Consider the following 23,700-nt stretch of genomic DNA (forward strand, 5'->3'; position numbering starts at 1 on the left):
CACGGGGGTTTCAGGGCTTCGGGAGGCTTTCTAGGTCTTTTGAGTTCCACGCGATTTGGTATTCCCAGTGGTATTCCCGGCTACCCGGAGCTAATCTTGGGAATACCAAAAGGTGTCATGGAGTACTTCTCATGTGCGCTCAAACCACCCGCCTCTCCGACCGCCAGCTCAAGGCGGTCAAACCGAAAGGTAAGGATTACGTCCTTACGGATGGCGACGGACTCCAGCTGCGAGTCAGGGTCAATCGCTCAATGCAGTGGAATTTCAACTACCGGCATCCCGTCACCAAGAATCGAATCAACATGGCACTCGGCTCTTATCCCGAGGTTTCACTTGCGCAAGCGCGAAAGAAAACCGTTGAGGCCAGAGAGCTGCTTGCACAGGGCATCGACCCCAAAGCTCAACGCAATGAGCTGCTAGAAGCCAAACGAGCGGAAACGGAGCACACGTTCGAGAACGTCGCTACCGCCTGGTTCGAACTGAAGAAGGACTCGGTGACGCCAGCGTATGCCGAAGACATCTGGCGCTCGCTCACACTGCATGTATTTCCAACTATGAAATCAACGCCGTTATCGGAAGTGAATGCTCCGATGGTCATTAAGCTCCTTCGCCCAATTGAGGCCAAAGGCAGCCTCGAGACGGTTAAGCGAGTGAGCCAACGCCTTAACGAGATCATGACCTATGGGGTCAATTCTGGGATGATCTTTGCCAACCCCCTCAGCGGCATTCGGGCGGTTTTCAAGAAACCCAAGAAAGAGAATATGGCCGCGCTAGCACCTGACGAGCTTCCGGAACTCATGATGGAAATCGCGAACGCCAGCATCAAGCGGACCACCCGCTGCCTGATCGAATGGCAGCTTCATACCATGACCCGCCCCTCCGAAGCGGCGACCACCCGATGGGCAGATATCGACTTCGACAAACGCATCTGGACAATCCCTGCGGAGCGAATGAAAAAGCGTCGTCCACACATAATCCCGCTTACCGAACATGCACTCTCGCTATTGGAGACGCTTAAATCCCATAGCGGCCACAGGGAATATGTATTCCCGTCAGATAGGAACCCGCGCACCCACGCGAATAGCCAAACAGCCAACATGGCGTTGAAACGAATGGGCTTTCAGGACCGTTTGGTCAGCCACGGCATGCGCTCCATGGCCAGCACAATCCTCAACGAGCATGGATGGGATCCTGAGCTAATCGAAGTCGCACTGGCGCATGTCGATAAGGACGAAGTTCGAAGCGCTTACAACCGGGCGGATTACATCGAACGCAGACGCCCAATGATGACTTGGTGGAGTGAACATATCCAGAAGGCGGCCACCGGCAGCCTGTCGGCATCAGCCATCAATCAAACCAGGGGCCGCAATGTCGTTCCGATACGCTGACAGATCATTGGGTGACGATAGAATTGATGACTGTTGCCACACGCTCTGCTTGCCTGTGCTACTTAGGTCAAGCCCCTGCATACGGGAAGGCTCCGCATTCCCGTATGCAGGGGCTAAATGGCGGCATGATGATCGCCGCTGCAATTTAGATCTGAATACTAGAATCGTCCGATCCCTGATCAGCCGCCGCAGAACCCGTCCGCCTGCTCCCTCGTCTGGGATACCGGTGCTTGCTCAATCAGGCGCCGGACCTAGTCGAGCAGTAGCCTACTAAATCGGAGGTCCATTGGATATTATCGATCCTCCACATCCCTGCTTTCCTAAACCACTGCAAGCACGCTACACCTAAGTGACGACCAATCATTCTCCTGCCATCAAATACCAGCGCACCGGAATCAGGAGCTCGCAGCAATGACCTCTCACTCCTAGCATGTGGGAGGGAGTCGCCTTTGTGACCAGCTTCTATCTGTCGCTGAGTGCAAGTTTCCTTCTCTCGATTGGAACCGATAAAACGATGCTGGTGCGCGTTTCACCATAATTATTAATTTTCGCGATAATGCTCTCAATGTCTGCCATCGACTTGGCATAGACCCTAATAAGGTAAGAGTCATTACCGGTAACGTGTAGGCATTCAACGACCTCTGGAATGTCGTTGAGCGTTGCGATCAGCTTGGATTTTGACGGTTTGAATGTCGTCATGCCGACAACAGCCGATATGCCAAACCCAAGCTTTGCTGGATCAACCTGAGCACAGTAGCCAAAAATGACTCCTCCATCCTCGAGCTTTCGCAGACGGTCGGTTGTGGCTGGGATAGACAGACCAGCGTGCTTTGACAATTCCGTGATGGAAATGCGCCCCGAATCTTGCACCACACTCAAGATCTTGATGTCTATACGATCCATGAAGGTTTCTCCTCAAAAAAAGTGAAATTTTTAACGAAAACCACACTATTTCCATTAAAAAATAATGCATCAAAAAATTACTGAGTGCTAGCCTATTTTCAACCCATAAAAACTCTTAAAAACAGACGACAAACTATTTCACTTCTTAAACGCTGCCCAACTTTAGCTTTTCTCAAAGAGCGGGTAATCGTATGCAAGGCGAACAGGTAAAGTCAGAAAAAAATTCCGGCTTCTATTTCCGAAGCTACCTAAAAACACAAACGCTGGGGTTCCTTGACTTTAAGATTGATCAGGTCTTGATGTATTTACTGGGCGTCATGGTATTTTCACTGGGTGCAAAGTTTTTTATCGTCAGCCAGCTCGGCACCGACCCACTGGATGTTCTTATCATCTCAATCGATAAGCAGCTCGGGCTCGGGATGGGAGTATGTTCAGGAATAGTATCCGTACTCTTTTTGACATGGTGGACGCTTTGGAACAAAAAGCTCCCACCAATCAGTCCATTTATTACGACTACTCTGACAGGATTATTAATTGACCTTTGGACATTCCTCGGAATGGGCGACTACCTGACAGCTCGACTGAATGGCTATGCAATGTTGGCGATTGGCTTGATCTTGTGCGCCTATTCTTCTGCATTGATCATCATGAGTGGAATCGGAATCAGGATCATGGATCTGGTGGTGCTGACTATGGTTTCAAAGTGGTCGTGGTCATTTACTAAAGCCAAAATGATTATTGAGATCGGTATCTTTTCGATCGGATGGCTGTTGGGTGGCCCATTCGGTGTGGGAACGATCGCATTCCTACTAGTTATAGGTCCTCTTATCCAGCCGTTCATGAACATGAACGCCAAACGGCTTTCACTTAAGAACTATGGCTTAGCCAATACGTCTGCTGCTTATTAATGATCATTAGGGCGTGCAGCCACTGGCTGCGAAATCGTTCGCCCCAAGTATTTAGCCCGTGATGTGCATAATGTAACTTCGTGATGAGGAGTGGAACATGGAAAGTACTAATGGAAAAAACTGGATGCTGGAAAATACCCCGGCCATGTTGGAAGAATTACTCCCAAATGGTGCCGTGAAATGCCATTTATCACCGAGAAACTGTGTGATACAGGAAGGGAAGTTGGGATTTTGCAAGGTACGTGGAAACAGAGGTGGGCGGCTAGTCACTCTAAACTATGGTAAAGGCGTCCATAGCACCGAAGAAACAATAGAAACTGAAGCCGTATTCCACTTCGCGCCAGGGGAGCGAATTCTATCTCTGGGCAATATTGGTTGCATGCTGAATTGTGGGTACTGCCACAACTGGAAAACCTCACAAGCGAAATACGTGACCGACAAGGATGTGTACTACTACACACCCGAACAAGTCGTGGAAACTGCTTTGCAACACGGCATACGTGTTATTTCTTGGACTTATAACGATCCCGTCGTCTGGCATGAGTTTATACTGGACACTGCAAAACTTGCAAAAGAAGCGGGCTTGATCAATTTGTATAAATCGGCTTTTTTTATCAGCGAGGAAGCCATTGATGAACTTCTACCGGTCATCGATATATTTTCAATTTCACTAAAATCTATCTCTCCCGAATACTATCGAAAAGTAACCACCGGGTGGGTAGAGCCGGTACTGGCCGGGATCAAAAAAGTCTACGATGCGGGTAAGTATGTCGAGGTCAGCACCTTGATGGTGACCGATATCAGTGACGATGAGGATACGGCACGAAAAATCAGCCAGTGGGTGCTCGATGAGCTGGGGCCGGAGGTGCCATTGCACTTTGTCAGGTTTCATCCGGACTACAAAATGAGCAATAGCATCAGAACCCCCGTAGACCGACTCCTTAAGGCACGGGACGTTGCTCGTGGCATGGGGGTTGAGCATGTTTATCTTGGGAACGTGAATGACGTCGATGGTACGGATACCCGCTGCAACCAATGCAATGCGCTACTTGTTACTCGCTACGGCTTGAATGCCGAAATCATTGGATTGGACAGCAAAGGCTGCTGTACTCAGTGCGGGAAAGACGCGCATTTCAGGCTCCTGGGTACTACTGCACACAATCGTACTGTTGAATTGCGCGAGCAAGCACTGACTGCTTACGAGAAAAGAAAATTCGAATGGCATGGTGATATTGTTTCTCTGCACGCCCAAGTGCTAAATACCGAAAATTTCGAGCAGACGGTTTATTTGCGACGCAATTATCTCGCTGGGCTCAATAGCGAGTGGAAAGCGCTGACACTGCGTCCACACGAAAGTTATCGGTTCATTATCGCAAAGGCTAGGATTGATGAGACAGGTCCGGAGGTATGGCTTCCTGAAGGGGTTAACTCAAACCTGCACGAAGTCTTTGACCGGGCCCACTTTCCCACTGAATCAATTGAGGAGATTGGGATTTCCCAAAATGACATAACTCCGACTATCGGTTATTTGGGCAAGCAGAATATGTACGAGCAAGTTATCAAACTGGTAAGCAAATCATGAATATTTCTACTGAGATGCTACATATCAGAGTCGACGATCGAGAAGCTCATCCTTCGGTAACGCCGATCTATCAATGCAGCGCTTTCAGTGCTGACTCGGCGTTCTTCTATTCCAGGAAGTCCAACCCCAACGTCACTGAGTTGGAGCAGGTGGTTGCGGCGCTAGAGAACAGTGAGCATGCACTAGCGTACGCCACAGGAATGAGTGCTATTTATATGGTGCTAGAACTACTCAAGCCGGGTGGGTCGCTGGTCATAAACAAATATATCTACGGATGCTCGTATAAGTTATTTCAGAGATACGCCAAACGTATCGGTGCGCAACTGACCATTTTGGACCTGACTACTGAAGATGGGTTGAAGAAGCTGCCCCCGGCAGTGGATATGGTCATCTTCGAAACACCGACCAACCCCTTTCTTAAAGATATCGACATCCATAATGTCAGCGAAGCCGTAAAGAAGATAAATCCGCAAGCGTTGGTGGTAGTTGATAACACCTGGGCAACCCCGCTGTTTCAAAAGCCGTTAATGTTTGGCGCTGACATTTCGTTGTACAGCGCTACAAAGTACTTCTCTGGTCATAGTGACGTCATGGGTGGCCTGGTACTTGTCAATGATCATGAGCTTTACAATCGACTGCTTGAGGGCCGTTTCTATTCAGGCTCGATACTGACACCTCATAGCGCATGGTTACTTCGAAGAAGTATGCAGACATTTAGTTTGCGCATGGAAAAGCATAGTTCGACGACCACCGTCATGCTGAGCTATTTACAATCGCTTCCATTTATTGAACACGTTTACTTTCCAAATATCGATGGCAAACAACTGGTCGGTTATGGCGGCATCGTATTTGTCGATATTCGATCTGATCTGGTTGACCATTACAAAGTGTTTACCAGCGCGCTGAAATGGTTTGGCACGGGAACGGGAATGGCGTGTGTCACCTCTATGGTGGCCCAACCGTTTAGTGGAAGTCATGCCTCTATGTCTGACCAGGAAAAGGCTGAGATGGGAATCGGTAAGGGCCTGGTTAGATTGTGCTTTGGGCTGGAGGATCTCGAGGACCTTAAAGAGGATTTACTTCAAGCATTTCAAACAATGGAAAGCAGGGTCGGTATTGAAAGCGTGCTTGATCCGGCGTAAGTGATATCAATCACTCGCGGCGGGCCTTCATTGGCTCGCCGCTTGTTTATGGGAAACGATCATGTCCATCGCGCTCGAACGCTCCGCCTTCGATGACCCCGTTCTGAATGTCATAAATCTTCTGAACTCTCTCTCCAGTGCGCATCCAGATGCTATTTCCCTGGCGTCTGGTCGACCGGATGATGACCTGTGCGATCCTGCTCTTATCTATAAGGGGTTGGCCAGTTACGCGCGGTATGTCACCCAGGCAGAGCAGTCGCTCTCGATACGACTTTGCCAGTACGGAAAAACCAGTGGGATTATCAATGAAATACTCGCTGAGCATATGCGTGTCGATGAGGAGATAGTCGTCTCCAACGTTGAAAATATTGTGGTCTGTATGGGCTTTCAGGAAGCAGCGACATTGGCTTTGTTATCAATTTTTGATGACGGTGGTGTACTGCTAGTGCCTGACCCCGTTTTTTCAGGGATAACCGGCATTGCGAAGCTTTTGAGAGTAAAGACCGTTCCTGTTCCGATTGCAGATTTTCTGGATTCTCACGCCTTGTCCGATGCCGTGAATGCCATTGAGTCTTCCGGAGAGAAGGTCAAGGCGTTATATGCTATTTCAGATTTCAGTAACCCAACGGCGGACAGCCTCTCGTTTGAAGGGAGAAAGGCTCTGGTCGCGCTGGCAAGGGCAAGGGACTTCTTGATCTTAGAGGACAACGCCTACCGATACTTTCGGTACGAGGGGGCTCGGATACCCTTGATGAAATCGATTGATAGCAGTCGAGTCGTCCTGATGGGGTCCTTTGCGAAATCAATCTTCCCGGGCTTGCGTATGGGGTACCTGATGGGGCCGGAGGACGTTGAGGTAACTGCCCTAAGCACTAAAATATGCAAAGCCAAAAGCGTGATAACGGTCAATACTTCAGCGCTGTGCCAAGCCGTTGTCGGTGGGCTCCTGATAGAAAACGATTATTCTTTGAAGGCCTTAAATGAGCCAAAGACAATGTCCTATTTGAAAAAAAGAAACTGGATGATCAAGTGTCTTGAGGAGCACTTCCCGCCAAATGCCAACGGCCAGCGGGCCATCATCTGGAATGACCCCGAGGGCGGCTTTTTCATCAATGTACAGTTGCCGATAAGGTTTGGTTATTCAGAGATGCAGGAGTGCGCGACTCAATTCAAGGTTATTGTTTTTCCCACCTCTTTTTTTTCAATGGTGGGGACGGGGATTAATCAGGTCCGATTATCTTTTAGCAGTGCTGCCGTATCAGACATCTATCTCGCGATAGGACGTTTGAAAGCCTATATCGAGTTGAAAATGCAGCCCCTAGCTCTTTAATAGGGGCCGCTGCACGCCCCTGTGGTCCTTATGTAGCAGCGGCAAGCATGACACCGGTGACCACTTGATACGCACCAAGGACGGTGATGGTCGATCCGGAAAAGTAGTTAATCAATTTGAGTTTTGACTTGGATATTCTGGTTTTGAATGCGGAGGAAAAACCGCTTAATCCAAGCCACCAAACCGCGGAACCTAGAAATATACCGGTCACCATTGGCCACACTGAATGCTGGCCTTGGTCGCCGACCATGCCATCGCTCATTGACGCGAATATGGCGATGAACGACAAGATGGTCATCGGGTTCGATAAGGTCAAAAGCAATGTCGTCGAATAGGCTTTCATCATGCCGGCCCGTTCGCCCGACAAGGCGGTTGCAGGCTCCTTTGACTTTATCGTCTGGTAGCCGATGTACGCCAGAAAAAGCCCGCCGAAAATGCACAGCCAGGGTTTGAACATAATCAGTGTTGTGATAATCGCGGTGATCCCTAACGCACCTATAAAGCCATACATTGCGTCGGCGGTTGCTGCACCTAACCCTGTTGCAAAACCTGACCTCCAGCCTCGCATAAGGCTCCGTTGTATACATAAAAGGCCTATTGGGCCGACTGGGGCTGCTATGCACAGTCCAATAATCATCGATTTCATAAAGATCAACATAAATCCCCCTCCGTAATTGAGTTTATAGATTAGATGCTGAACGTGCGTAGATGAATTAAATATTAAGATATTTTTTACTATTTGATATATATTATTAAGGTATGAATGAATAACAACCTTATTTATTAAGGTCGAAAAATTCCTTCATATAGCGAAATCTGTCACTTATCGGGTCAATTGACGCCCCTCTGCTTCAGCCATAGACCTGCTGAACTCCACTCGACGAGAGCGTCAAAAAAGAAGTTCCGAGTCGATCCGTCTATTTTTGGAGCACCCCAAGCAGAATGAACACGGCTTGATCTCCCCCCTTCTTTGTGGCGAAAATTTTTGCCTAATGAAGCATCCATTTTTAGTAAACCACCATACCTACAGCTCAACGGCATTTACGCCGAAGGCGAATCAGTGCTGCGGTTAACTCGTAGTAGTAAACGGTCGCTGGTGCTGAGCAACGCAGATATTGCTCAAAAAACCATCTCACGTGCTTTTCCCTCCAGGACCAGGGGGTGTCACAACTCCAGCGCTCACGAATCGCCTCGTGCATCCTTTCTGCTTGCCTGATGTGCCGCTGCCGCGTGGCATGCGCACCTTTGAGCACGGGGCTCAGAAACAACGCCATATCGAACTCGGACTTCATCGACGACCTCCGATGTAGGCACTCACCACATCGATGCGGTTATGCCCCAACTCGTGGCTGATCTGCTGACGTGCACGCTGATCGAGTGCTCGATCCTCTCGTTGACCAAGACCGCCATTGATGGGCGCGGAGAAGCCGGTCAGTTGTTCATAGCGCTCACAGGCGTAAGCCGCCCGCAGTTCATGAAAGCCTTTCAATCCATGCTCATGCATGATGTCCCGCGCCGGTCGTACGATTGTCTGTAAGAAATCTTTGTAGCTTTCATCAGGTGTTAACAGATTCCGACTGCCCTTGGGTGAGGCCTCGCTGGCCCTGTCGAGGGCGCCACGAACTTGATCCGTGACCGCAATCCAACGCGGTGCCGATGCGCCTGATCGACCGCCTTTGGTGCCGTCCTGGATATTGATCTTGCCCAGTTGCCGAGCCTCACGTTGCAGCCGGGGCAAGTCCGCCAAGATCGCTTCACGTAGGCGCATGCCGGTCTCCCGAGCGAGGAGCACGATGGCACTCACCCTCAGTTGCTGTCGCTCTGACAGCGCTTGCGCAATCAGCTTGACCTGCACACGGTCTTGGCCTTGTGGCGCCTCACTACGCACGCTTGAGCGCTGCAAGTAAAGCGCCTTGCTCGGACTCGGAATTTTGACGTATTGATCACCGCGCAACGCAGCCATCGTTCGGTTCACGCTGGACAGTCGGTTCTGCGCGGTGGCAATGCCGACGTTGCCCTGATCAACCTGCTCCCGCACGTGGACGGCGTACCGCATTAGGACTTCGCGGTCGATCTGTCGCGCATCATTGAGCCTCGGCCCTTCCTCGGATAGACACCAACGCACGAAGGCCTGCCAGCGATCACTATGGGCTTTGACGGTAGCAAAATGGCCGTCGCCAAACAGGTCTTTCAGTGCCTGCGGTCCGGCATAGCTGAGCTGGCGACCGAAGCCGAAATTGCGCCCAACTCGCTTACCGACCCGAGCCATTTTTCTGTTCCTGATCGGCTGCTGCGAGATCATGCAAAAGGGCCCGCCAGTGCGCACTTACAATCGCGAACTGAGCCCAATCAGTCGGGCGAAAACACAGCGTGTTGTCGGTGACGTAAAGATGCGCGCCCTGCCCTTCCAACCATTGGATAATGGAGGTCGTCGAGGTGATAGTTCTATGGAGGGTGGCGACACCGGCGACACCGGCGACAACCCTTGCCTTGCCTGCCTTTGAGCGTGGCGACAAAGTGGCGACAGTACCGGCGACAAATCGCACTTTCGGCTCCTTTTGGCGTTGAGCCAGATGGTTGCGCAGCGCTTCATCAAGATTGAACATGGCGCACCTCGAAGGTGTGGCCGTCGGAGATCAACCACTGATGATCAATCAACTCGACCAGCAGCTTTGCGGCATGACGACTGCTCTTGCGGGCAAAGCGGGGACCGTTGCGATTCAGATCTCGAATACTGAAGCGCTTCCAATCCTTGACCTGCAGCCAGCGCAACAGCCGGTCCGCCTCTTCTTTTACCCTGCACACCGGCTCCTGCTCGGTCAGGCGCTGGATCTCGGTGAGGTAGTAGCCAACTAAGGCCGAGGCCCGTTGGATATGGTCGACCTCCACGACACTGCTCTCCTCCACAACGGCCAAAATGCCGGCGACGCGCAAAAGGTTGTCGGCGGCCTTCGAACCGCTGGGCCGCACGCTGGCCAGCTCCCCAAACTCACCCAACTGTGCTTCGATGGCGTCATGCAGATCAATCCAGCGACGGCGGGCCAACGGACTGAGGCTCAGCTTTGACAGTTGCAAGGCTCCGTCAGCGGAAAGTGACCAAGGCTGATAAAACAGAGCCGAAAGGCGGTGATGATAGCGCTTGAGGGCAGCGTCTTTGGACAAGTCGACAGCCTGGTAGCTGCGTTGTCCGGCCAGGCTGGTGGGCCAGGTCATCAAGCAGCGCCCTAGAATGCCTTGCCCCTGCAGCAATGGGTCATTGAGTAACTGCATGGCAAGATACGGTTGCAGCATCAAGTGCAGACTCACGCGCCGGTCATAGGCGCGCGAGCTTTCGCCTGGCATGGAGCGAGCGCGATCAATCGGACTACCGTCCCAGAGTGATGACAAGGTCGTGACCGCTTTCAAACGTTTATCCCGACTCATAGTGCTGCTGCCAAGGAACTGTCCGCCTTCGTCACAGAACAGGCCCATGCTGGGCAAATCATGACAGAGCCCCTTGATCAAGGCCTCGATAGTCGGGTCTGTGGTGATCAGCCGGGGTGCAGATGGCTCCGCTTCGAGCAGCACGCCATTTGCGGAGTCGGTGTCGGCAGGATTGATACGCTGCGCCTGTCGCAGTGCGGCACGGTACCGAGCAAGTTGTTCGCGGTAGCGCTGCCACTGTTCACGCTCCCATTGTCGTGCTGGCAGCAATGCAGATCGGTCTGCGGCGGTCTTGCGATCACCGGACGCGGCCACCGTGATCAGGTACAGCGACAGGGGATAATTTCTCCCGTCGAGCTGTAAGCCCGCATGACCTTGAGTGGCCAGCGCCGAGGCAGCCAACACTGATTGCGCGGCCAATGCCTGGGGCACACCGATGACGTCGGCCATGCGCTGCACCGCAGGCCCAAGAATCCCACCCAATGCCTGGACTGGATAAGGCTCGGCCACGGGATTCGACTCGATCAGCGGTCGAGGTGGCCGTGGGAGTTCAAGCTTTGGATCTAACTGCTGCATGGGCACTCTCCTCGTTCATTACTGGTTGTCCTCACGTAGTCCCGCCACGGCTGTTGAGTGTTATCAGGGATCAAGGCCCCTGCGGCCTGTGAGGTGTTCACTGACGCGGAACGACGGCTCCTTACGACCGGGAGCAAGGGCATAACCCCATGAATCTGGCCTCCTTAGACGCATCCGAAGATACGGGCGGGTGGAGGCTGTGCCGACTGACGAGTTCGGCACCTGGAGATCCTGGGTGGGAGAAGGCAACAACATCGACGCCTGGGGCATGCCTGACTGTCAGTCAGGTGCAGCTTTTCCATAGGCTGCGGCACCGGTGCCTGTGTCGTTGCGGATGGCGACGAATCGGATTTGTCAGGCCGATTGTCACGAGGAGAGTTGCGGCAATGCCTTGTACGACGTGGCTTGCAGCAGTGGTACGAGCGCCCGTCTCTTTCCAGGAGAAAGAGACGGGCGAGGTCTGGCGCAGCGAAGTGTGCCGAGAGGTGAGGTTGCTGCAGTGCAGCGAGAAAGGTCCATCGTCTGCCGCAGTGGACAGATAAGTCGAGTAGGCATCCATCACTCTTGGGGAGTGACCGTGCGAGCCGCCGGACGCTAATCGCACTTGGGGAAGAACCACCACGCAAGTGGCGTAGCCTTCAAGGTTCTGACTACCTGGGCTGGTGCTGTCAACGACAGCGATCCGTGCGCCAATTTTTATACTCACTCGAAATAGCGGTCAAGCGTAATGGTCAACGCGTGCAAAAAGTGGCGACTGTCGCCACTTTTGTCGCCATGCTCCAGACCACGCTCTACGTGGGTTGTCGCCGGCGTCGCCGCTGTCGCCACACATACATCCATGCCCAACGAAAAGATTCGCGCACATTGAATGGCGCTGCGCTTGATGGAAATCGCGGGGAATTACTGACGAGTGAAAGCAGGCGTGGCGTTCATGAAGTTTGAACATGGAAGGGTGGAGCGCGGCGGCGGAGAGAAAAAGCGAGTGAACCCTCCGATCGGCGCGATCAAAGATCGCTTGATCGGAGGGTTTGGCGAGAAAAGCAAATCTCAAACGTCAATTACAGACTCAGGCATCAAAGCTGGATGATTGGGGGGTGACTGCCGAGTTGGACGTGAGTTCAAGCCCCCTTCTTTCAAGGTGGGTGAGCCCAGCACCGAGACTCGCTGGATCCCACGCGTAATTGGACAATGATCTCTCACTGATCCGACTCAGACTCAGATAAGCAGCAACGCAGAACTATTCACTACGAATCCTGCTTTCTGATTTTTATTACCGAGTAGGCGTGGATCGGGACCGGCAAGACAATTTTTGTTCACTCATACTTTCTCTGGATGGCTATCCTCATGCTGGAACTCGCCCGACTTTTCGATAGGCACATCCAGGCGAGCGGTGTCGCACTCAGGCATGCCGCTGTAAATAACCAATGAGCGGCCGCTAAGGGATCCCCGCTCTGGCGGTAAATCAGGGTAATCAGCGTCGGAGTGGAACTGCCGAAAATAGTCACCGATAAGGCATAAGCCAGCGAGACGCCCAACGCCCTGACTTGCACCGGAAACAGCTCTGTCAATGCCGCCGAAGCCGGCCCGGTGTAAAGCACCATCAGCACTGCCAGCCCGCATTGGAAGCTGATCAGCGCCTGGAGACTGGGGTTGTTGTTCAACCATACGAACCCCGGGTAGGCACAGAGCGCGACCCCCACAGCACCAATGAGCATGACGGTGTAGCGCCCGATGCGGTCCGACAGTAGGGCCGTCAAGGGGCACAGCAGCGTGATGAGGCCGACCAAAACCAACCCCAGGTAGGCCTTGTTGCGCGGAAGCTCAAGCACCATCGATGCATAGGTCGGCATGAAATTGATCAATTGTGTCGCGACCGTCCAGAGAACGACGATCAACACCCCCATCACGAGGTTGGGCAGATAAGGGCGAAGGCTAGGCCCCTTCCGTGCTATCGCGTGCTTGTCTTGACTATCGAGAAAGCGGCGCAGCGGCTCGCTTTCCTCAAGACTGCGGCGAATTTTCAAACCTGCCACCACGACCAGCAGTCCGAAGACGTAGGGCACGCGCCAACCCCACTCATCCAACTGAGCGGGCGTCAGCACGCTCGACAACAGACTCGCACTTACACCGCATAGCAGGAATGATCCGGCTTGCGCCACTTGTTGGCTGGACGCAAATAGACCGCGGCGGTTCGCAGGTGCCGTTTCGACAAGATAGGCCAGCGCGCCGCCGATCTCTCCCCCGGCTGCCACCCCCTGCAATATGCGCGCGACGACAATGCTCAACGGCGCCCACCAACCGATGGCCTCGTAGGTCGGGCATACGGCCATGATCAGGGTCCCGGCGCCCATCAACATGATGGACAGGGTCAGCGCGGCCTTGCGCCCGCGGCGATCGGCATAGCGCCCCATCAGCAGCGCGCCCAACGGGCGGGCCACGAAGCCAACGGCGAGCGCCAGGTAGGAAGCGAGCAACGAAATCAATGGGTCGGACGCCGGAAAGAACGCGACGGCGATCTGCAAGGCAAAGATTGCAAACAGGGTAAAGTCGAACCATTCCAATGCGGCGCCCACGCTCACCGCCAGGACCAGTTTCCTGCGTTCGCGCCCCTGGCTATCCAGGGCTGTGGCGCTCATTGCTCCCCCCCGGCGGGCATCGGGGGCAATGGCTCGTAACACGCCAGGCGGCGCAGGAACTGTTCACAGGCTTCAAGCTGAGCCAGGTCCACATACTCGTTCGCCTTGTGCGCTTGCTTGATACTCCCTGGGCCGCAGACGATCGTCGGAATTCCTGCGGCCTGGAACAACCCGGCCTCAGTGCTGTATGCCACTCGTTGTCGGTCATGGGCCATTGCACTGGCCTCACGGACCCATTGCGCGAAGGCCTGGTTGCCCTTCTCATCCAACCCCGGGGTATGCAACGTGTGGGAAAACTCGATGGACGCCGTCGCAGCGCGATCATTCATCTCACCGTGCATGGCCTGCTTGGCGTCGTCCTGGATCTGTACCAGCAGTTGCTCGGCATCGCAGCCGGGCAAGTAGCGAATCTCGAAGTCGAAGTTGCATTGACCAGGAATGACATTGCCAGCGACACCACCGTTGACCCGGCAGACCTGGACGGTGGTGTACGGGACATCAAACCCGCTGTCCAACGGCCCCTGTGCAAGCCGTCTGGCCACTTGCTGAAGCTGCATCTGTACCCGCGCGGCATAATCGATGGCGTTGACTCCCTCACTCGGCAAGGATGAGTGCGCCACCTTGCCCTGGACACAGCAATTGATTTCATGACGCCCTTTGTGACCGATCACCAACGCCATTGAAGTCGGCTCGCCGACAATGCAACCGGCGGGTTCCAACTGTGCCTGTATGATGAACGGGGCCAAATGTTTCGCCCCAATCGCCCCCACCTCCTCGTCATAGGACAAGGCCAGGTGGAAGCTTTGCCGTGCAGACGCCATCAGCTCGGGAACCATCGCCAGCACCACGGCGATGAAGCCCTTCATATCCGAACTGCCGCGACCGTACAGCCGATCCTGATCCAGATGGGCGCTGAACGGATCCTGCGCCCAGGCCTGGCACGCTACCGGCACCACATCGGTATGTCCGGACAGGATGATGCCCCCCGGGCGCGGCGGTCCAAGGCTGGCAAACAGGTTCGCCTTGCGCCCGGAGGCGTCCGGCAGAATCTGGGCATGCACCCCGACACCATGCAGGTACCCGCTCACCCATTCGATGAGGTCCAGATTGGAGCGGTCGCTGACCGAGGGGAAACCAATCAAGGTTCGTGCGATTTCCAACGTGCGTGCCAGCACGCTGCGGCCGTCATTCGAGCAAGCGTCTGCCGCTCCCTGCGCAAAGGCCAAGGAAAGAGTCATGGGATCTCCAGCAAACAGCAGTCTATTTTTGAAGAGCAACAGGCATGGGCCCAGAATGAACAGCGCGCCTGTCTCGCGAAAACCAGACGTTGGACAACAACACCGCCACGCACACCAGCGTCACAAGGACGGGAACCCAAGGACTATGCCAGGTGGAGAGCACGAACTCGGCGGCCAAGGCAATGACCGGCACGCAAGGCGTGAGAATTGACACCCGCCCGCCTCCCAAGTGCTGAATGGCAAATTGCAGGGTGAACACCGGAATCAGCACACTGACAAACGCCAGCTTGATCAACTGGCCGAGCATGGCAGTATCCAGCGTGAGCAACTGGTGCAAATTTTCCCGGCCGACCCACCCTGTGACGATCAATAGCAGGAAGAATCTGACGCACAGGATATCCATGGCGCTGTACTTGCTGTCGCGGTTCAGTCGAGCCGAGCAGAACACATAGATCCCGCCAGTGATCCCGGCGACAGTCGCCAGGGCTATGCCCTCATGCAAGTTGACCAGGCTTACCTGGGCCGTGACCCCAAGCGCGAGACGCATAAGGACCAACGCCATCAGCGACAACAGGATCAGCAGCGCGCCCAGCCAGCGGGAACGACTGACCGAGGAGCGCGCCACCAGCATTTCACAGACCACCACCACCAGCGGCATCCAGCCCTGATAGATCGCCGACTCCACCGACGCCTCGATGCGCTGCAATGCCATGAACATCAACCACCAACTGAACAACGTCAGCACATTGAGCAGCAGCACGCCTCGCCACTCCTCCCGCAGCAGGCGAAACGGGTCATGACCTCGCAAGGTATGCACCACGAAAAATACCGCCCAGGCCATCAGGAAGGTAATGAATGTCAACGCCGCCCCACTGATACGGGTGAACGCCACCATGACCCAGACGGCCGAGAGCGCCGTCGAGATGCAGTAGACCGCCATGCTGACGGCACCGAGTATTCCTGTCTTCATGCCTGCTCCTTGAGAAAAACCTGCTGCCTGCCGCCCACTGGATTGATCAAGCGGTGCCCGGCTCCAGCACTTCCACCTGGGTCGGTACGTAGTGCTGCAAGGCTTCGAAGTCAGCGCGAAGTACCTTTGGATCAGCGTTATACAAAGTCAGGATGCCCGCGGTATCGGCCAGGGACCGGGAGTCCACCACCATGCCGGGGGCGACCCGCCAGTCGATGTTGTAGGTACTGGAAATGGGGGGCTCGTTGAGCTGGCTGATCCGGCCTTTGCGCAAGGGCAACAAGGCGGACACCACATTGTTCTTCTCGTTGGGCTTGATGTCATCGAGCGCCGCGGCGCCAGCTACGAGGTAGAGATTGGCGTCGATCAGGTTGATGTCGCTGTTTTTCTCATGATATGGCACCCCGATGCCGCCAGGTACGCGTGCGGCAATTTCCAGGAACACCGGATAACCGCGCTTGCGGTCCACGAAGACCTCGTGGTGCGTCGAACCGTTGCGAAAGTTCAGGGCCGCAATCACGTCCCGGTTGAAGGCTTCCAGGGTTGCCTTGAGCGTGGGGTCGGCCACGGGAATCACGCTCAAGGGCTTGCCCTGGACGAAGTCGAAGTTGGTGCAGCCCAGTTCCAGCACACCGCAGTAACGGATTTGACCGTCAACCACAAACGAGTCGCACTGGAACATGTCGCCGTCGATGAACTCGTCCACCTCATAATCAAAATGATACGGCGAGGCCAATACTTGTTCGCGGGCCTTGATGAATTCGGCCTCGTTGCGAATGATCGACACCTCGAAACTGCCCGCTGCGTTCACCGGCTTCAGGACCAGGGGCAAGCCCAATCGCGCCGTCAGCTCGGCGTAGTAAGCCTGCGGCTCAGCCGATAGCCGTACGTGATCCAGTGGCACAAACTCTGGAATGCGTATCCCCTTCTGGCTGACTGCGTGCTTCATCAGCACTTTGTCGCGAAAGTTCGCCACGATCGCCTGCGTATCGCCCTCTAATCCGAACTCCTCGCGCAACTGAGCCGCCAGCTCAACGTGGCACTCTTCCTGGCAGAAAATACGCAATGACGAAGTGTGGCCCTGCACGGCTCGCAGCTCATCGCTCACGATGCTGCGACATTGGTCATGATCCAGCAGCGGACGGATGTTGCGCTGCAGGTCGGCATCCACACGCACAATCTGCGAGACATTACGCTCGAGCGCAGGCGGCAGGACGTCGGCATGATAGGCGATCAGCACTGTCCGGCAATCTCGACCCAGCGTCTGCAACGCCTTCTCGGAGGCAAAGTTGAGGTAATGGGGCGTCAGGAAAACGATGGTCTGGATCATGGTAGTGCCTCACTGGAAGTCGACGTTCATGCGATAGAGAAGACGCGCATCGGCGCCCCCTTCACTTTTGGGTATTGGCGGACCTTTATGCAGCGTTGAGAGGTTGTCCCAGATCACGATGTCGCCTGGGCGGTAGGCATGCCGATAGCGCGGCGCGTGCTGGACAAGAAAGTCGACCAGACTGTCGAGAATGCGATGGGACAGTACAGGCGTCACCCCGTCTATTTGCATAGCCGTGGCGGCCGGCGCATACAGCGACGCCGTGCAGGCGAGCGGGTGTTTGTACACCAGGGGGTGGACCACGGTGTTTTCCAGTGCGCCAGCCTCCTGGGGATTGAGCTGTTGCACTGCGGCGTCGACATTGCGCAGCGTGTCGCGATTGCCGAAACGGTGGTGAATCCGCAGGTTTTCCAGGTCGAGACCCTTCAGGTGCGGCGGGCAACCTGGGCTTTCCAGCCACTGGCGAACCTGATGCAGGCCTGCGACACAATCTATGAATTGGGTCTCCCCGTGCTGGTCCGGAACACGTACTGACAGCAGTGACGTGAACACTGTATTCGCCGATTTGTACGACATGTCGGTGTGCCAATACCCTCCTCCTTCATGCACTCCCAAGGCTTCGCCGTCCCGATGAAGATTGGTCACGGTTAGCACTTCCCGATAGTCCTCAAGGCAGTACTTGGCCAACACGTGATGCACAGGCGAGCCCAGCCTGCGCATCAACTGCACATAGGGGGCAACGCTGACGTCCTGGTTGGCGATGACCAGCACCTTGGCCTGCGCGATGGCCTGCTTGAGCTCTGCTGCCGACAGCCCTAGCACTTCGCCAAGGTCCAGACGCAGCGGCTGGAACATCCTCACGCCCATGACCGTAGTCCTTCTTGCAGCGATGTCTCGACACTCATTTCTGCGGCGGCGGGCACCATCGTGTTGATCGACGCATAGCCTGAAGCTGCACCCGCGAAATACAGACCGGCGACAGGGCTTTTCCCATCCTGATGACAGGTAAAGCCGGTTTGCTGGTTGAGCAGTTGCGGCCAGTCGGTGGCGGGGAGTTGTGCGGTGACGCCGATGGCCGAGACCAGGCATTGGTCCTTCGCCGATACATCCAAGTGCAACTCATACCCCTCGGATGCCTGGGCAGCGACCAGCCGGCCCACCTCTTGAGCTTTGCGACAGGACGCCTGGAGCAGCGAATTGCCGTTGAGTGATGCAGGAAGGTCCAGGACGACCTTGTCGCCGTCCTGGCGAATGCTGTTGTAGGCATGCAGCCAGATATTGGCCCGGCCCGTACAGTTGGCACTGTTGAGTGGCCCTTGGAAGGAACTGGAGGAAGTCTTAGCAATCATTTCCAACGTGCGCTGGCTCAGGGACCTGAGGGCAAAGCGATCATCGGTCTCTTGGGGGTACAGTCCCAGATAGGACTTGATCAGGATCGACACATTGCGGGCGAACGGGGCCAACAACAGTGCGATCTGAAACGCACTGTTACCGCTGCCGAAGATGACCACATCCTGCTGCAGGAAACGCTGGGCCTGAGCTCGCGCAACCATTTGGTAGACTTCAAAGCAATTCAACCAACGGGCATTGGGCATTTCAAAGGGCGGCGCCTTCGGGCGAATTCCGGTTGCAAGGATAATCTGCCGCGCGCGCAAGGAATGATGCTGGGAGCCCGGGGCCAGACGCACCTCGAACAGCTCCTGAGCCTTGCTGACGGTGACCGCTCGTTGCTGGATCCGGGTCAATGGCAAGGCTTTGAAGTTGCTCCGGATATAAGCTGCGTATTCCTCACCGGTGGGGCTGATGCACAACTTGCGCATGAACCGATGCAAGGGATAGGGCGCACCTTCGATCTCCAGTTCATTGCAATATGACTGCAATTGATGGTCTCCCATCATGCCCATGCACCCCCCGAATACATCGCTGATGACAGCGACTTTCAGGCCAAGATCGATCAGCCTGATACACTCGCCAAGCCCTGCGGGACCGCCGCCTACGACAATGACGTCGAATACATGCTTCTCCATTTCAAAAATCCTCCAGACGGGCACAGGCTTGATCAACAATGGGTTTGGCTACCGAGAAAGAAAACCTGACATAGGTAGGGCACTGCCCCAGGTAGAAAGGCGTCGCAGGCAATGGCATGACCCCGCAACGAACGGCCAGGTGTTGACTGAATTCAACCGGAGACAATGAAGGCGCCCGCCGTGAATAGTCGGCCATGATGTAATGGCCGCCTGCCGGTAACCGGATATCCAACCCAGCAGCCAGCAGTGCACCAGCCAGGCGATCACGTTTGTGCTTGTAATGCTCACGCAAGCTATCGAGTCGCACGACGGTCAACTCATCAAGCAAAACAGCAACGGCTGCCTGTATGGGAGTGGGTTGGCAATAGCTCAGATAGAGGTGGTGGGCATAGGCTCGCTCCATGAAGGTTGCCTGCGCGCATAACCAGCCGATCCGGACTCCCGTCATGGACAACAACTTTGAAGCGCTACCGGCCACCATCATGGGAATCTGCTGGTGGGGATACCACGTCGGTGCGTCAGTGTCGTATTGATAGTGACGATAGGCTTCGTCGACGATCACCATGAAGTCATGGTTTTTTGCCAACGCCACCATGTGCTGCCAATCATCAGCGGACATGCACCACCCTGTCGGGTTGTGGGGCGTATTGAGCAGCAATATGCGAACACCGGCACGCAATTGCTGTTCGAGCATTGCCCAGTCGAGACCGATTGAATGCCCCACCGATAACGGCACTGCAACAAACTCCAACCCCAACAATGTGGCCATTCCTGGGTAATAGGGATAGAAGGGTTCAAAAAAAGCGACCTTGCTGCCGTATTGCGTGGACGCTGCGTAGAGGGCCAAGTACAAGGCCTCGGTACAGCCGCTGGTCACCAGAACCTCGGTGTCGGGCGCATAGCCGGCATTGTGGCCCGCAATGCTTTCGCGCAAGATCATTTCGCCGGGAGGGTCGGCGTACTGCCAGCCCGCCCTTACCTGGCGGGCCAACGCCGCATTCATGGCATTGTCAAACAGGGGTTCGGGAAGTCCTTGCGACAGGTTCAAGGCCCCTGAGGATGCTGCATATGCACTGGCATCCCTGAAGGGCGCCACTCGACCAATCAATGTCCAATCATCCATGGCTTCCCGCCCCCCTTGTCTTGATCGTTCAAGCGTGAGTGGCTACTCGGTTGAGTCCTTGCCAGAATCGGGTCAACAAGTTCAGCACATCGGCAGCGCCCTCCAGGATATCGTTACCGTTGTCAGTGTCCCGGGCGGCCTCCATGACCGCATCACTGATCCATTGCACATGATCGGTTTCGACCAGCATGTGCAGATAGAAGTAGGTGAAGTCTTCGTGTTTCCACCCGCTGTAGAGGCGGAAGCCTTCGTAGAGGTTGGCGATCATCGGAAAGCCGAACTCTTCGATAACGTAATGAGCACCAATGGCATGCTCTGTCGAACCCTCAAGGAAAATTCGACGCAAGCCATCGACCAGCTCGCTGGCCTCGGGAATGTATTCAACCTTCTTCCAGTCATCCAACGTGATGCCGACGCCGGCAAGTACACGCTCAAACATAATGAAGTGTGCTTCGCCCACTCCATCACCAAGCTCAGACACTACCGTGCGCGCCAACTTCATTCGAATCACTTCGCTGTCGGTGCGGTGCGAAGTACCTGCCAGGATCTGAGGGAAAGTACGGATGTAATAAAAGTACTGCTGGAACACTTTTTTCAACGTTGCCTTAGGCAGCGGGGCTTGGCGAAACGTTTTATAAAATGCGTTGGTATTGATCCCCGAAGCCGTGATCATTTCCTTAATCGAATGGATGATTTGCTCACCCGTCAGATAGCCTTGTTCCATTTGCTGAGCCGGCATAGACACCCCCAAATACGATAAGGTAGCTTGGAAGACAGTGACAGAATGCCACCCCCTGTTTCACATAGTAAACAATCGACCCGCACACACAAATTTATACTTCTAATCAAAGACGCCAAAAGCAATAGATTTATTCTGAAACAAAAAAAGATCGATGTAATTTTACGATAAATATCAATTAGTTATTATTTTAAAGGAATTTTACGCACAAAATAAGAGCATTATTTATTTTTCGCACCAATCAAATGCACATCGAACGCTAAGCTTAGAGTCAAATCTTCTCCATCTGGAATTTTCTTATAGTGAACAATCAACCCATTGATATCGCGTTGACCCTCAAAGCCGAGCGCACCGCGCGTGAATGGTCCATCAGCGAGCTAGCCCAGCTTTCCGGTGTATCAAAGGCAATGATTAGCAAAATTGAAAATGCCCAGGTCAGCCCTACCTCGACGATTCTAGGCCGGCTGTCGGGAGCCCTCGGCTTGCCCCTCTCCACCCTTCTGCATCGCGCCGAGGGGCGCTCGGGACTTCTCTCAAGAGCCGCGGAGCAACCGCGCTGGGTGGACCCGGAAACGGGTTACACACGCCAGCAAATATCTCCGCGGGAGGGGTGGCCACTGGAGCTGATCAGCGTGAAACTGCCGCCGGGAGTTCGTGTCAGCTACCCTGCCACCGCCTACGTATTTCTTCATCAGCAGGTATGGATCACGCAAGGCACATTAACGTTTACCAAAGGCGCTACCCTCTACATATTGGAACAGGGCGACTGCCTTCAGCTGGGCCTACCTGAAGAAGCTTGCACGTTCGAAAACGCTACGCCGGTAACTTGCGAATACGTTATTGCCCTGCATCGCAAATAAGCACAAGCCTATTATGCCCCTCAGCTATGCAAACCAGAGACTCGCCTCAAAGCGGTATATTTCTACTCAAAGAGGCCATGGTTTGGTTTGGGATGGCTCACCACAGTTCGAGCTTTGGAGGCGACACCCGGCACCTATCGCCGTCTATGAAGTGAGAGCTTGGCCCGGTGTTATGCGGCGACCTCACAGACCCTACAGGGCCGGCAACTCGAGGTGGTATACAACGGCTCGAGACTTCTTGCTGGCTAAGTGGCCGCAGTGTGAGCGTCCAGCGAAGTCACCTTGTTCCGGGCGGTACCACCGAGTTTGTACCTAGCCCTCGCCATGACCGAGCCGGAAGAGAAAAAGCAACGCTTCGACATCATGCAAGCCAAAGGCTGCAGCGAGCTCGATGCCGCCATTGAAGTTGCTGCAACGCTTGACCGCTATCGCGGTATCGAACCTCACATCATTACTTTCCCCGAGCAAGTCACGGCCCTGGAGCGCCAAGCATGAGAGCATTGAATTCCCTGACCCGGAACCTGATAGAAAGTCTGACCCAGCTGCTTGAACAACCGGGTGAAGACGCCCTTCAAACTCTTGAGGTGTGTGCCCCCGTTTTGATAGAGCAACTGCAACAGGTTTTGGTTCGTGCGGTGGATCGTCGTGACATCGAGTCCCAACTTCACGCGGTGTTAGCCAACTGGCTGCGACAGCACCCACAACCCGAGAATGCTGAGAACGCTCTTCTTGAGGCCCTTCGTAAACAAGCGCTGATTTCATCGAAGCCAGCAGAGGCTCGGGCATGACAGGCCTTCGCAAATATTGGTTGATGCTGGGGTGCGTTTTGGCAGGCACATCGATGGCCTGCTTAGCCCTCACTCGAAGTGAGATACCACCCCCGCACAACACAGGCCCGTGGTTGTTTGGTCCTTCCAAAGCACGCTGGACAGTGACTGAGTTCGCGGATCTGGAGTGCCCCTACTGCAAGACTTACACACCTGCGTTGAAAACCTGGATACAGCAGCAGAAGGATGTAAACCTGCAGTGGCATCACCTGCCACTAGATTTGCACGGTCCGACCGCAGTACACGAAGCCAAGCTCGCTGAATGTGCGGGGGCGCTTGGTGGCGCGCCTGCCTTCTGGCAAGCCATTGACAAAATCTTTGACCGGACCCGTAGCAACGGTGAGGGTTTCGATGGGCATCTGAGCGTTGTTGGTGTTACTAACCAGGCCCTATTGTCCTGTGCAGCCACCGACAAAGTGATTGCCCAGCGTGTCGGCCAGCAGGCCGAGGAGGCCGTCAAAGCCGGGGTTACGGCCACTCCTACCGTCATAATTACAGACAACACGACTGGCAGCTCCGTAAAGCTTGAGGGACCAGCTGATGGGGTGTTGTTGTTATCAGCCATTGATTGGCTAGCTCAGAAAAAGGAGCAACGACACTCAAAAAAATTCGACCGTTAAAACGGTTCGCAGTCGGTGCCCTGCAGCGTCACGGTCAGCAGTTCGGTGAGCAGCGCCGGGGGCTCGGCGAGGATGTAC

23 protein-coding genes and 2 pseudogenes are annotated in these 23,700 nt (G+C 54.6%); 11 read left to right on the plus strand and 14 right to left on the minus strand.

The window, feature by feature from the left end:
- The first annotated feature begins 131 nt into the window (after nucleotides 1-131).
- The gene (locus DK871_RS03210) at nucleotides 132-1,388 is read left to right on the plus strand and encodes an integrase domain-containing protein (protein WP_161903946.1); all 1,257 of its coding nucleotides are present in this window, start codon (nucleotides 132-134) and stop codon (nucleotides 1,386-1,388) included.
- Between the two features lie 462 nt (nucleotides 1,389-1,850).
- Here the strand turns inward: DK871_RS03210 and DK871_RS03215 are convergent, their stop codons facing one another.
- Nucleotides 1,851-2,291, minus strand: a complete 441-nt coding sequence (locus DK871_RS03215) for an Lrp/AsnC family transcriptional regulator (protein WP_161903947.1) — start codon at nucleotides 2,289-2,291, stop codon at nucleotides 1,851-1,853.
- 191 nt (nucleotides 2,292-2,482) lie between these two features.
- Here DK871_RS03215 and DK871_RS03220 point away from each other — a divergent pair, with 191 nt between their 5' ends.
- From DK871_RS03220 to DK871_RS03235, 4 genes are all read left to right on the plus strand, one after another.
- Nucleotides 2,483-3,199, plus strand: a complete 717-nt coding sequence (locus DK871_RS03220; RefSeq protein ID WP_161903948.1) for a YitT family protein — start codon at nucleotides 2,483-2,485, stop codon at nucleotides 3,197-3,199.
- Between the two features lie 97 nt (nucleotides 3,200-3,296).
- A complete protein-coding gene (amrS, locus tag DK871_RS03225) occupies nucleotides 3,297-4,781 on the plus strand; it encodes an AmmeMemoRadiSam system radical SAM enzyme (RefSeq protein WP_161903949.1) in 1,485 nt (494 codons plus the stop codon).
- Nucleotides 4,778-5,923 carry a PLP-dependent transferase gene (locus DK871_RS03230; RefSeq protein ID WP_161903950.1) on the plus strand — a complete coding sequence of 382 codons (1,146 nt, stop codon included), beginning with the start codon at nucleotides 4,778-4,780 and terminating at the stop codon, nucleotides 5,921-5,923. Before amrS ends, DK871_RS03230 begins: the two co-directional genes overlap by 4 nt.
- 61 nt (nucleotides 5,924-5,984) lie before the next feature.
- Nucleotides 5,985-7,253, plus strand: a complete 1,269-nt coding sequence (locus DK871_RS03235) for a PLP-dependent aminotransferase family protein (protein WP_161903951.1) — start codon at nucleotides 5,985-5,987, stop codon at nucleotides 7,251-7,253.
- 28 nt (nucleotides 7,254-7,281) lie between these two features.
- On the opposite strand, the gene DK871_RS03240 is transcribed toward DK871_RS03235, so the two are convergent.
- The 5 genes from DK871_RS03240 to DK871_RS03255 all read right to left on the minus strand — a co-directional run bounded on the left by DK871_RS03240 (nucleotide 7,282) and on the right by DK871_RS03255 (nucleotide 11,252).
- Nucleotides 7,282-7,911 (minus strand): LysE/ArgO family amino acid transporter, encoded by a 630-nt coding sequence (locus tag DK871_RS03240; protein WP_058398028.1) that lies wholly within the window; start codon nucleotides 7,909-7,911, stop codon nucleotides 7,282-7,284.
- Between the two features lie 373 nt (nucleotides 7,912-8,284).
- Nucleotides 8,285-8,545, minus strand: a complete 261-nt coding sequence (locus DK871_RS28885; protein WP_256677358.1) for a hypothetical protein — start codon at nucleotides 8,543-8,545, stop codon at nucleotides 8,285-8,287.
- Nucleotides 8,542-9,522, minus strand: coding sequence for an integrase domain-containing protein (locus DK871_RS03245; protein ID WP_161903952.1), 981 nt, complete (start codon nucleotides 9,520-9,522; stop codon nucleotides 8,542-8,544). The genes DK871_RS28885 and DK871_RS03245 overlap by 4 nt, the downstream gene beginning before the upstream one ends.
- Nucleotides 9,506-9,859 carry a hypothetical protein gene (locus DK871_RS03250; RefSeq protein ID WP_161903953.1) on the minus strand — a complete coding sequence of 118 codons (354 nt, stop codon included), beginning with the start codon at nucleotides 9,857-9,859 and terminating at the stop codon, nucleotides 9,506-9,508. Before DK871_RS03250 ends, DK871_RS03245 begins: the two co-directional genes overlap by 17 nt.
- On the minus strand, nucleotides 9,846-11,252 hold the full coding sequence (locus DK871_RS03255) for a YfjI family protein (RefSeq protein WP_161903954.1): 1,407 nt from the start codon (nucleotides 11,250-11,252) through the stop codon (nucleotides 9,846-9,848). Before DK871_RS03255 ends, DK871_RS03250 begins: the two co-directional genes overlap by 14 nt.
- Nucleotides 11,253-12,183: 931 nt before the next feature.
- Between DK871_RS03255 and DK871_RS03260 the strand changes: the two genes are divergently transcribed.
- On the plus strand, nucleotides 12,184-12,339 hold the full coding sequence (locus DK871_RS03260) for a hypothetical protein (protein ID WP_161903955.1): 156 nt from the start codon (nucleotides 12,184-12,186) through the stop codon (nucleotides 12,337-12,339).
- Between the two features lie 226 nt (nucleotides 12,340-12,565).
- Here the strand turns inward: DK871_RS03260 and DK871_RS03265 are convergent, their stop codons facing one another.
- Genes DK871_RS03265 through DK871_RS03300 form a run of 8 tightly spaced genes read right to left on the minus strand, consistent with a single transcriptional unit; the run spans nucleotide 12,566 to nucleotide 21,315 of the window.
- Nucleotides 12,566-13,888, minus strand: a complete 1,323-nt coding sequence (locus tag DK871_RS03265) for an MFS transporter (RefSeq protein ID WP_161903956.1) — start codon at nucleotides 13,886-13,888, stop codon at nucleotides 12,566-12,568.
- Nucleotides 13,885-15,126: an acetylornithine deacetylase gene (gene argE / locus DK871_RS03270; protein WP_178116020.1), complete on the minus strand. Its 1,242-nt coding sequence runs from the start codon at nucleotides 15,124-15,126 to the stop codon at nucleotides 13,885-13,887. Before argE ends, DK871_RS03265 begins: the two co-directional genes overlap by 4 nt.
- Nucleotides 15,127-15,148: 22 nt before the next feature.
- The gene (locus DK871_RS03275; RefSeq protein ID WP_161903957.1) at nucleotides 15,149-16,096 is read right to left on the minus strand and encodes an EamA family transporter; all 948 of its coding nucleotides are present in this window, start codon (nucleotides 16,094-16,096) and stop codon (nucleotides 15,149-15,151) included.
- 46 nt (nucleotides 16,097-16,142) lie between these two features.
- Nucleotides 16,143-17,426 carry an acetyl-CoA carboxylase biotin carboxylase subunit family protein gene (locus DK871_RS03280; RefSeq protein WP_161903958.1) on the minus strand — a complete coding sequence of 428 codons (1,284 nt, stop codon included), beginning with the start codon at nucleotides 17,424-17,426 and terminating at the stop codon, nucleotides 16,143-16,145.
- Between the two features lie 9 nt (nucleotides 17,427-17,435).
- On the minus strand, nucleotides 17,436-18,293 hold the full coding sequence (locus tag DK871_RS03285; RefSeq protein ID WP_161903959.1) for a TauD/TfdA family dioxygenase: 858 nt from the start codon (nucleotides 18,291-18,293) through the stop codon (nucleotides 17,436-17,438).
- Nucleotides 18,284-19,453 (minus strand): NAD(P)/FAD-dependent oxidoreductase, encoded by a 1,170-nt coding sequence (locus DK871_RS03290; RefSeq protein WP_161903960.1) that lies wholly within the window; start codon nucleotides 19,451-19,453, stop codon nucleotides 18,284-18,286. Before DK871_RS03290 ends, DK871_RS03285 begins: the two co-directional genes overlap by 10 nt.
- Before the next feature lies 1 nt (nucleotide 19,454).
- Nucleotides 19,455-20,576, minus strand: a complete 1,122-nt coding sequence (locus DK871_RS03295) for a pyridoxal phosphate-dependent aminotransferase (RefSeq protein WP_161903961.1) — start codon at nucleotides 20,574-20,576, stop codon at nucleotides 19,455-19,457.
- 28 nt (nucleotides 20,577-20,604) lie between these two features.
- The gene (locus tag DK871_RS03300; protein WP_044310846.1) at nucleotides 20,605-21,315 is read right to left on the minus strand and encodes an iron-containing redox enzyme family protein; all 711 of its coding nucleotides are present in this window, start codon (nucleotides 21,313-21,315) and stop codon (nucleotides 20,605-20,607) included.
- Between the two features lie 302 nt (nucleotides 21,316-21,617).
- Between DK871_RS03300 and DK871_RS03305 the strand changes: the two genes are divergently transcribed.
- From DK871_RS03305 to DK871_RS03320, 5 genes and pseudogenes are all read left to right on the plus strand, one after another.
- The gene (locus DK871_RS03305) at nucleotides 21,618-22,175 is read left to right on the plus strand and encodes a helix-turn-helix domain-containing protein (RefSeq protein ID WP_161903962.1); all 558 of its coding nucleotides are present in this window, start codon (nucleotides 21,618-21,620) and stop codon (nucleotides 22,173-22,175) included.
- Nucleotides 22,176-22,198: 23 nt separating this feature from the next.
- Nucleotides 22,199-22,412: pseudogene (locus tag DK871_RS28890) on the plus strand (LysR family transcriptional regulator); the annotation flags it as partial.
- A 39-nt stretch (nucleotides 22,413-22,451) separates the two neighbouring features.
- A pseudogene (locus DK871_RS03310) lies at nucleotides 22,452-22,670 on the plus strand (hypothetical protein); the annotation flags it as partial.
- On the plus strand, nucleotides 22,667-22,963 hold the full coding sequence (locus DK871_RS03315) for a hypothetical protein (protein ID WP_161903963.1): 297 nt from the start codon (nucleotides 22,667-22,669) through the stop codon (nucleotides 22,961-22,963). The pseudogene DK871_RS03310 and the gene DK871_RS03315, both read left to right, overlap by 4 nt.
- Nucleotides 22,964-23,076: 113 nt before the next feature.
- Nucleotides 23,077-23,622 (plus strand): thioredoxin domain-containing protein, encoded by a 546-nt coding sequence (locus DK871_RS03320; protein ID WP_256677359.1) that lies wholly within the window; start codon nucleotides 23,077-23,079, stop codon nucleotides 23,620-23,622.
- Nucleotides 23,623-23,700: the final 78 nt, after the last annotated feature.

The organism is Pseudomonas sp. L13 (assembly GCF_009935965.1).
Taxonomy (GTDB): Bacteria; Pseudomonadota; Gammaproteobacteria; order Pseudomonadales; family Pseudomonadaceae; genus Aquipseudomonas; species Aquipseudomonas lactis.

What these genes read in the sequence shown, in the direction of transcription:
- DK871_RS03250 (WP_161903953.1), bottom strand. Translation starts at nt 9,859, where the DNA reads ATGTTCAATCTTGATGAAGCGCTGCGCAACCATCTGGCTCAACGCCAA.
- DK871_RS03230 (WP_161903950.1), top strand. Translation starts at nt 4,778, where the DNA reads ATGAATATTTCTACTGAGATGCTACATATCAGAGTCGACGATCGAGAA.
- DK871_RS03275 (WP_161903957.1), bottom strand. Translation starts at nt 16,096, where the DNA reads ATGAAGACAGGAATACTCGGTGCCGTCAGCATGGCGGTCTACTGCATC.
- argE (WP_178116020.1), bottom strand. Translation starts at nt 15,126, where the DNA reads ATGACTCTTTCCTTGGCCTTTGCGCAGGGAGCGGCAGACGCTTGCTCG.
- DK871_RS03255 (WP_161903954.1), bottom strand. Translation starts at nt 11,252, where the DNA reads ATGCAGCAGTTAGATCCAAAGCTTGAACTCCCACGGCCACCTCGACCG.
- DK871_RS03295 (WP_161903961.1), bottom strand. Translation starts at nt 20,576, where the DNA reads ATGGATGATTGGACATTGATTGGTCGAGTGGCGCCCTTCAGGGATGCC.
- DK871_RS03260 (WP_161903955.1), top strand. Translation starts at nt 12,184, where the DNA reads ATGAAGTTTGAACATGGAAGGGTGGAGCGCGGCGGCGGAGAGAAAAAG.
- DK871_RS03220 (WP_161903948.1), top strand. Translation starts at nt 2,483, where the DNA reads ATGCAAGGCGAACAGGTAAAGTCAGAAAAAAATTCCGGCTTCTATTTC.
- DK871_RS03245 (WP_161903952.1), bottom strand. Translation starts at nt 9,522, where the DNA reads ATGGCTCGGGTCGGTAAGCGAGTTGGGCGCAATTTCGGCTTCGGTCGC.
- DK871_RS03315 (WP_161903963.1), top strand. Translation starts at nt 22,667, where the DNA reads ATGAGAGCATTGAATTCCCTGACCCGGAACCTGATAGAAAGTCTGACC.
- DK871_RS03215 (WP_161903947.1), bottom strand. Translation starts at nt 2,291, where the DNA reads ATGGATCGTATAGACATCAAGATCTTGAGTGTGGTGCAAGATTCGGGG.
- DK871_RS03285 (WP_161903959.1), bottom strand. Translation starts at nt 18,293, where the DNA reads ATGGGCGTGAGGATGTTCCAGCCGCTGCGTCTGGACCTTGGCGAAGTG.
- DK871_RS28885 (WP_256677358.1), bottom strand. Translation starts at nt 8,545, where the DNA reads ATGAAGTCCGAGTTCGATATGGCGTTGTTTCTGAGCCCCGTGCTCAAA.
- DK871_RS03235 (WP_161903951.1), top strand. Translation starts at nt 5,985, where the DNA reads ATGTCCATCGCGCTCGAACGCTCCGCCTTCGATGACCCCGTTCTGAAT.
- amrS (WP_161903949.1), top strand. Translation starts at nt 3,297, where the DNA reads ATGGAAAGTACTAATGGAAAAAACTGGATGCTGGAAAATACCCCGGCC.
- DK871_RS03265 (WP_161903956.1), bottom strand. Translation starts at nt 13,888, where the DNA reads ATGAGCGCCACAGCCCTGGATAGCCAGGGGCGCGAACGCAGGAAACTG.
- DK871_RS03300 (WP_044310846.1), bottom strand. Translation starts at nt 21,315, where the DNA reads ATGCCGGCTCAGCAAATGGAACAAGGCTATCTGACGGGTGAGCAAATC.
- DK871_RS03210 (WP_161903946.1), top strand. Translation starts at nt 132, where the DNA reads ATGTGCGCTCAAACCACCCGCCTCTCCGACCGCCAGCTCAAGGCGGTC.
- DK871_RS03280 (WP_161903958.1), bottom strand. Translation starts at nt 17,426, where the DNA reads ATGATCCAGACCATCGTTTTCCTGACGCCCCATTACCTCAACTTTGCC.
- DK871_RS03290 (WP_161903960.1), bottom strand. Translation starts at nt 19,453, where the DNA reads ATGGAGAAGCATGTATTCGACGTCATTGTCGTAGGCGGCGGTCCCGCA.
- DK871_RS03240 (WP_058398028.1), bottom strand. Translation starts at nt 7,911, where the DNA reads ATGTTGATCTTTATGAAATCGATGATTATTGGACTGTGCATAGCAGCC.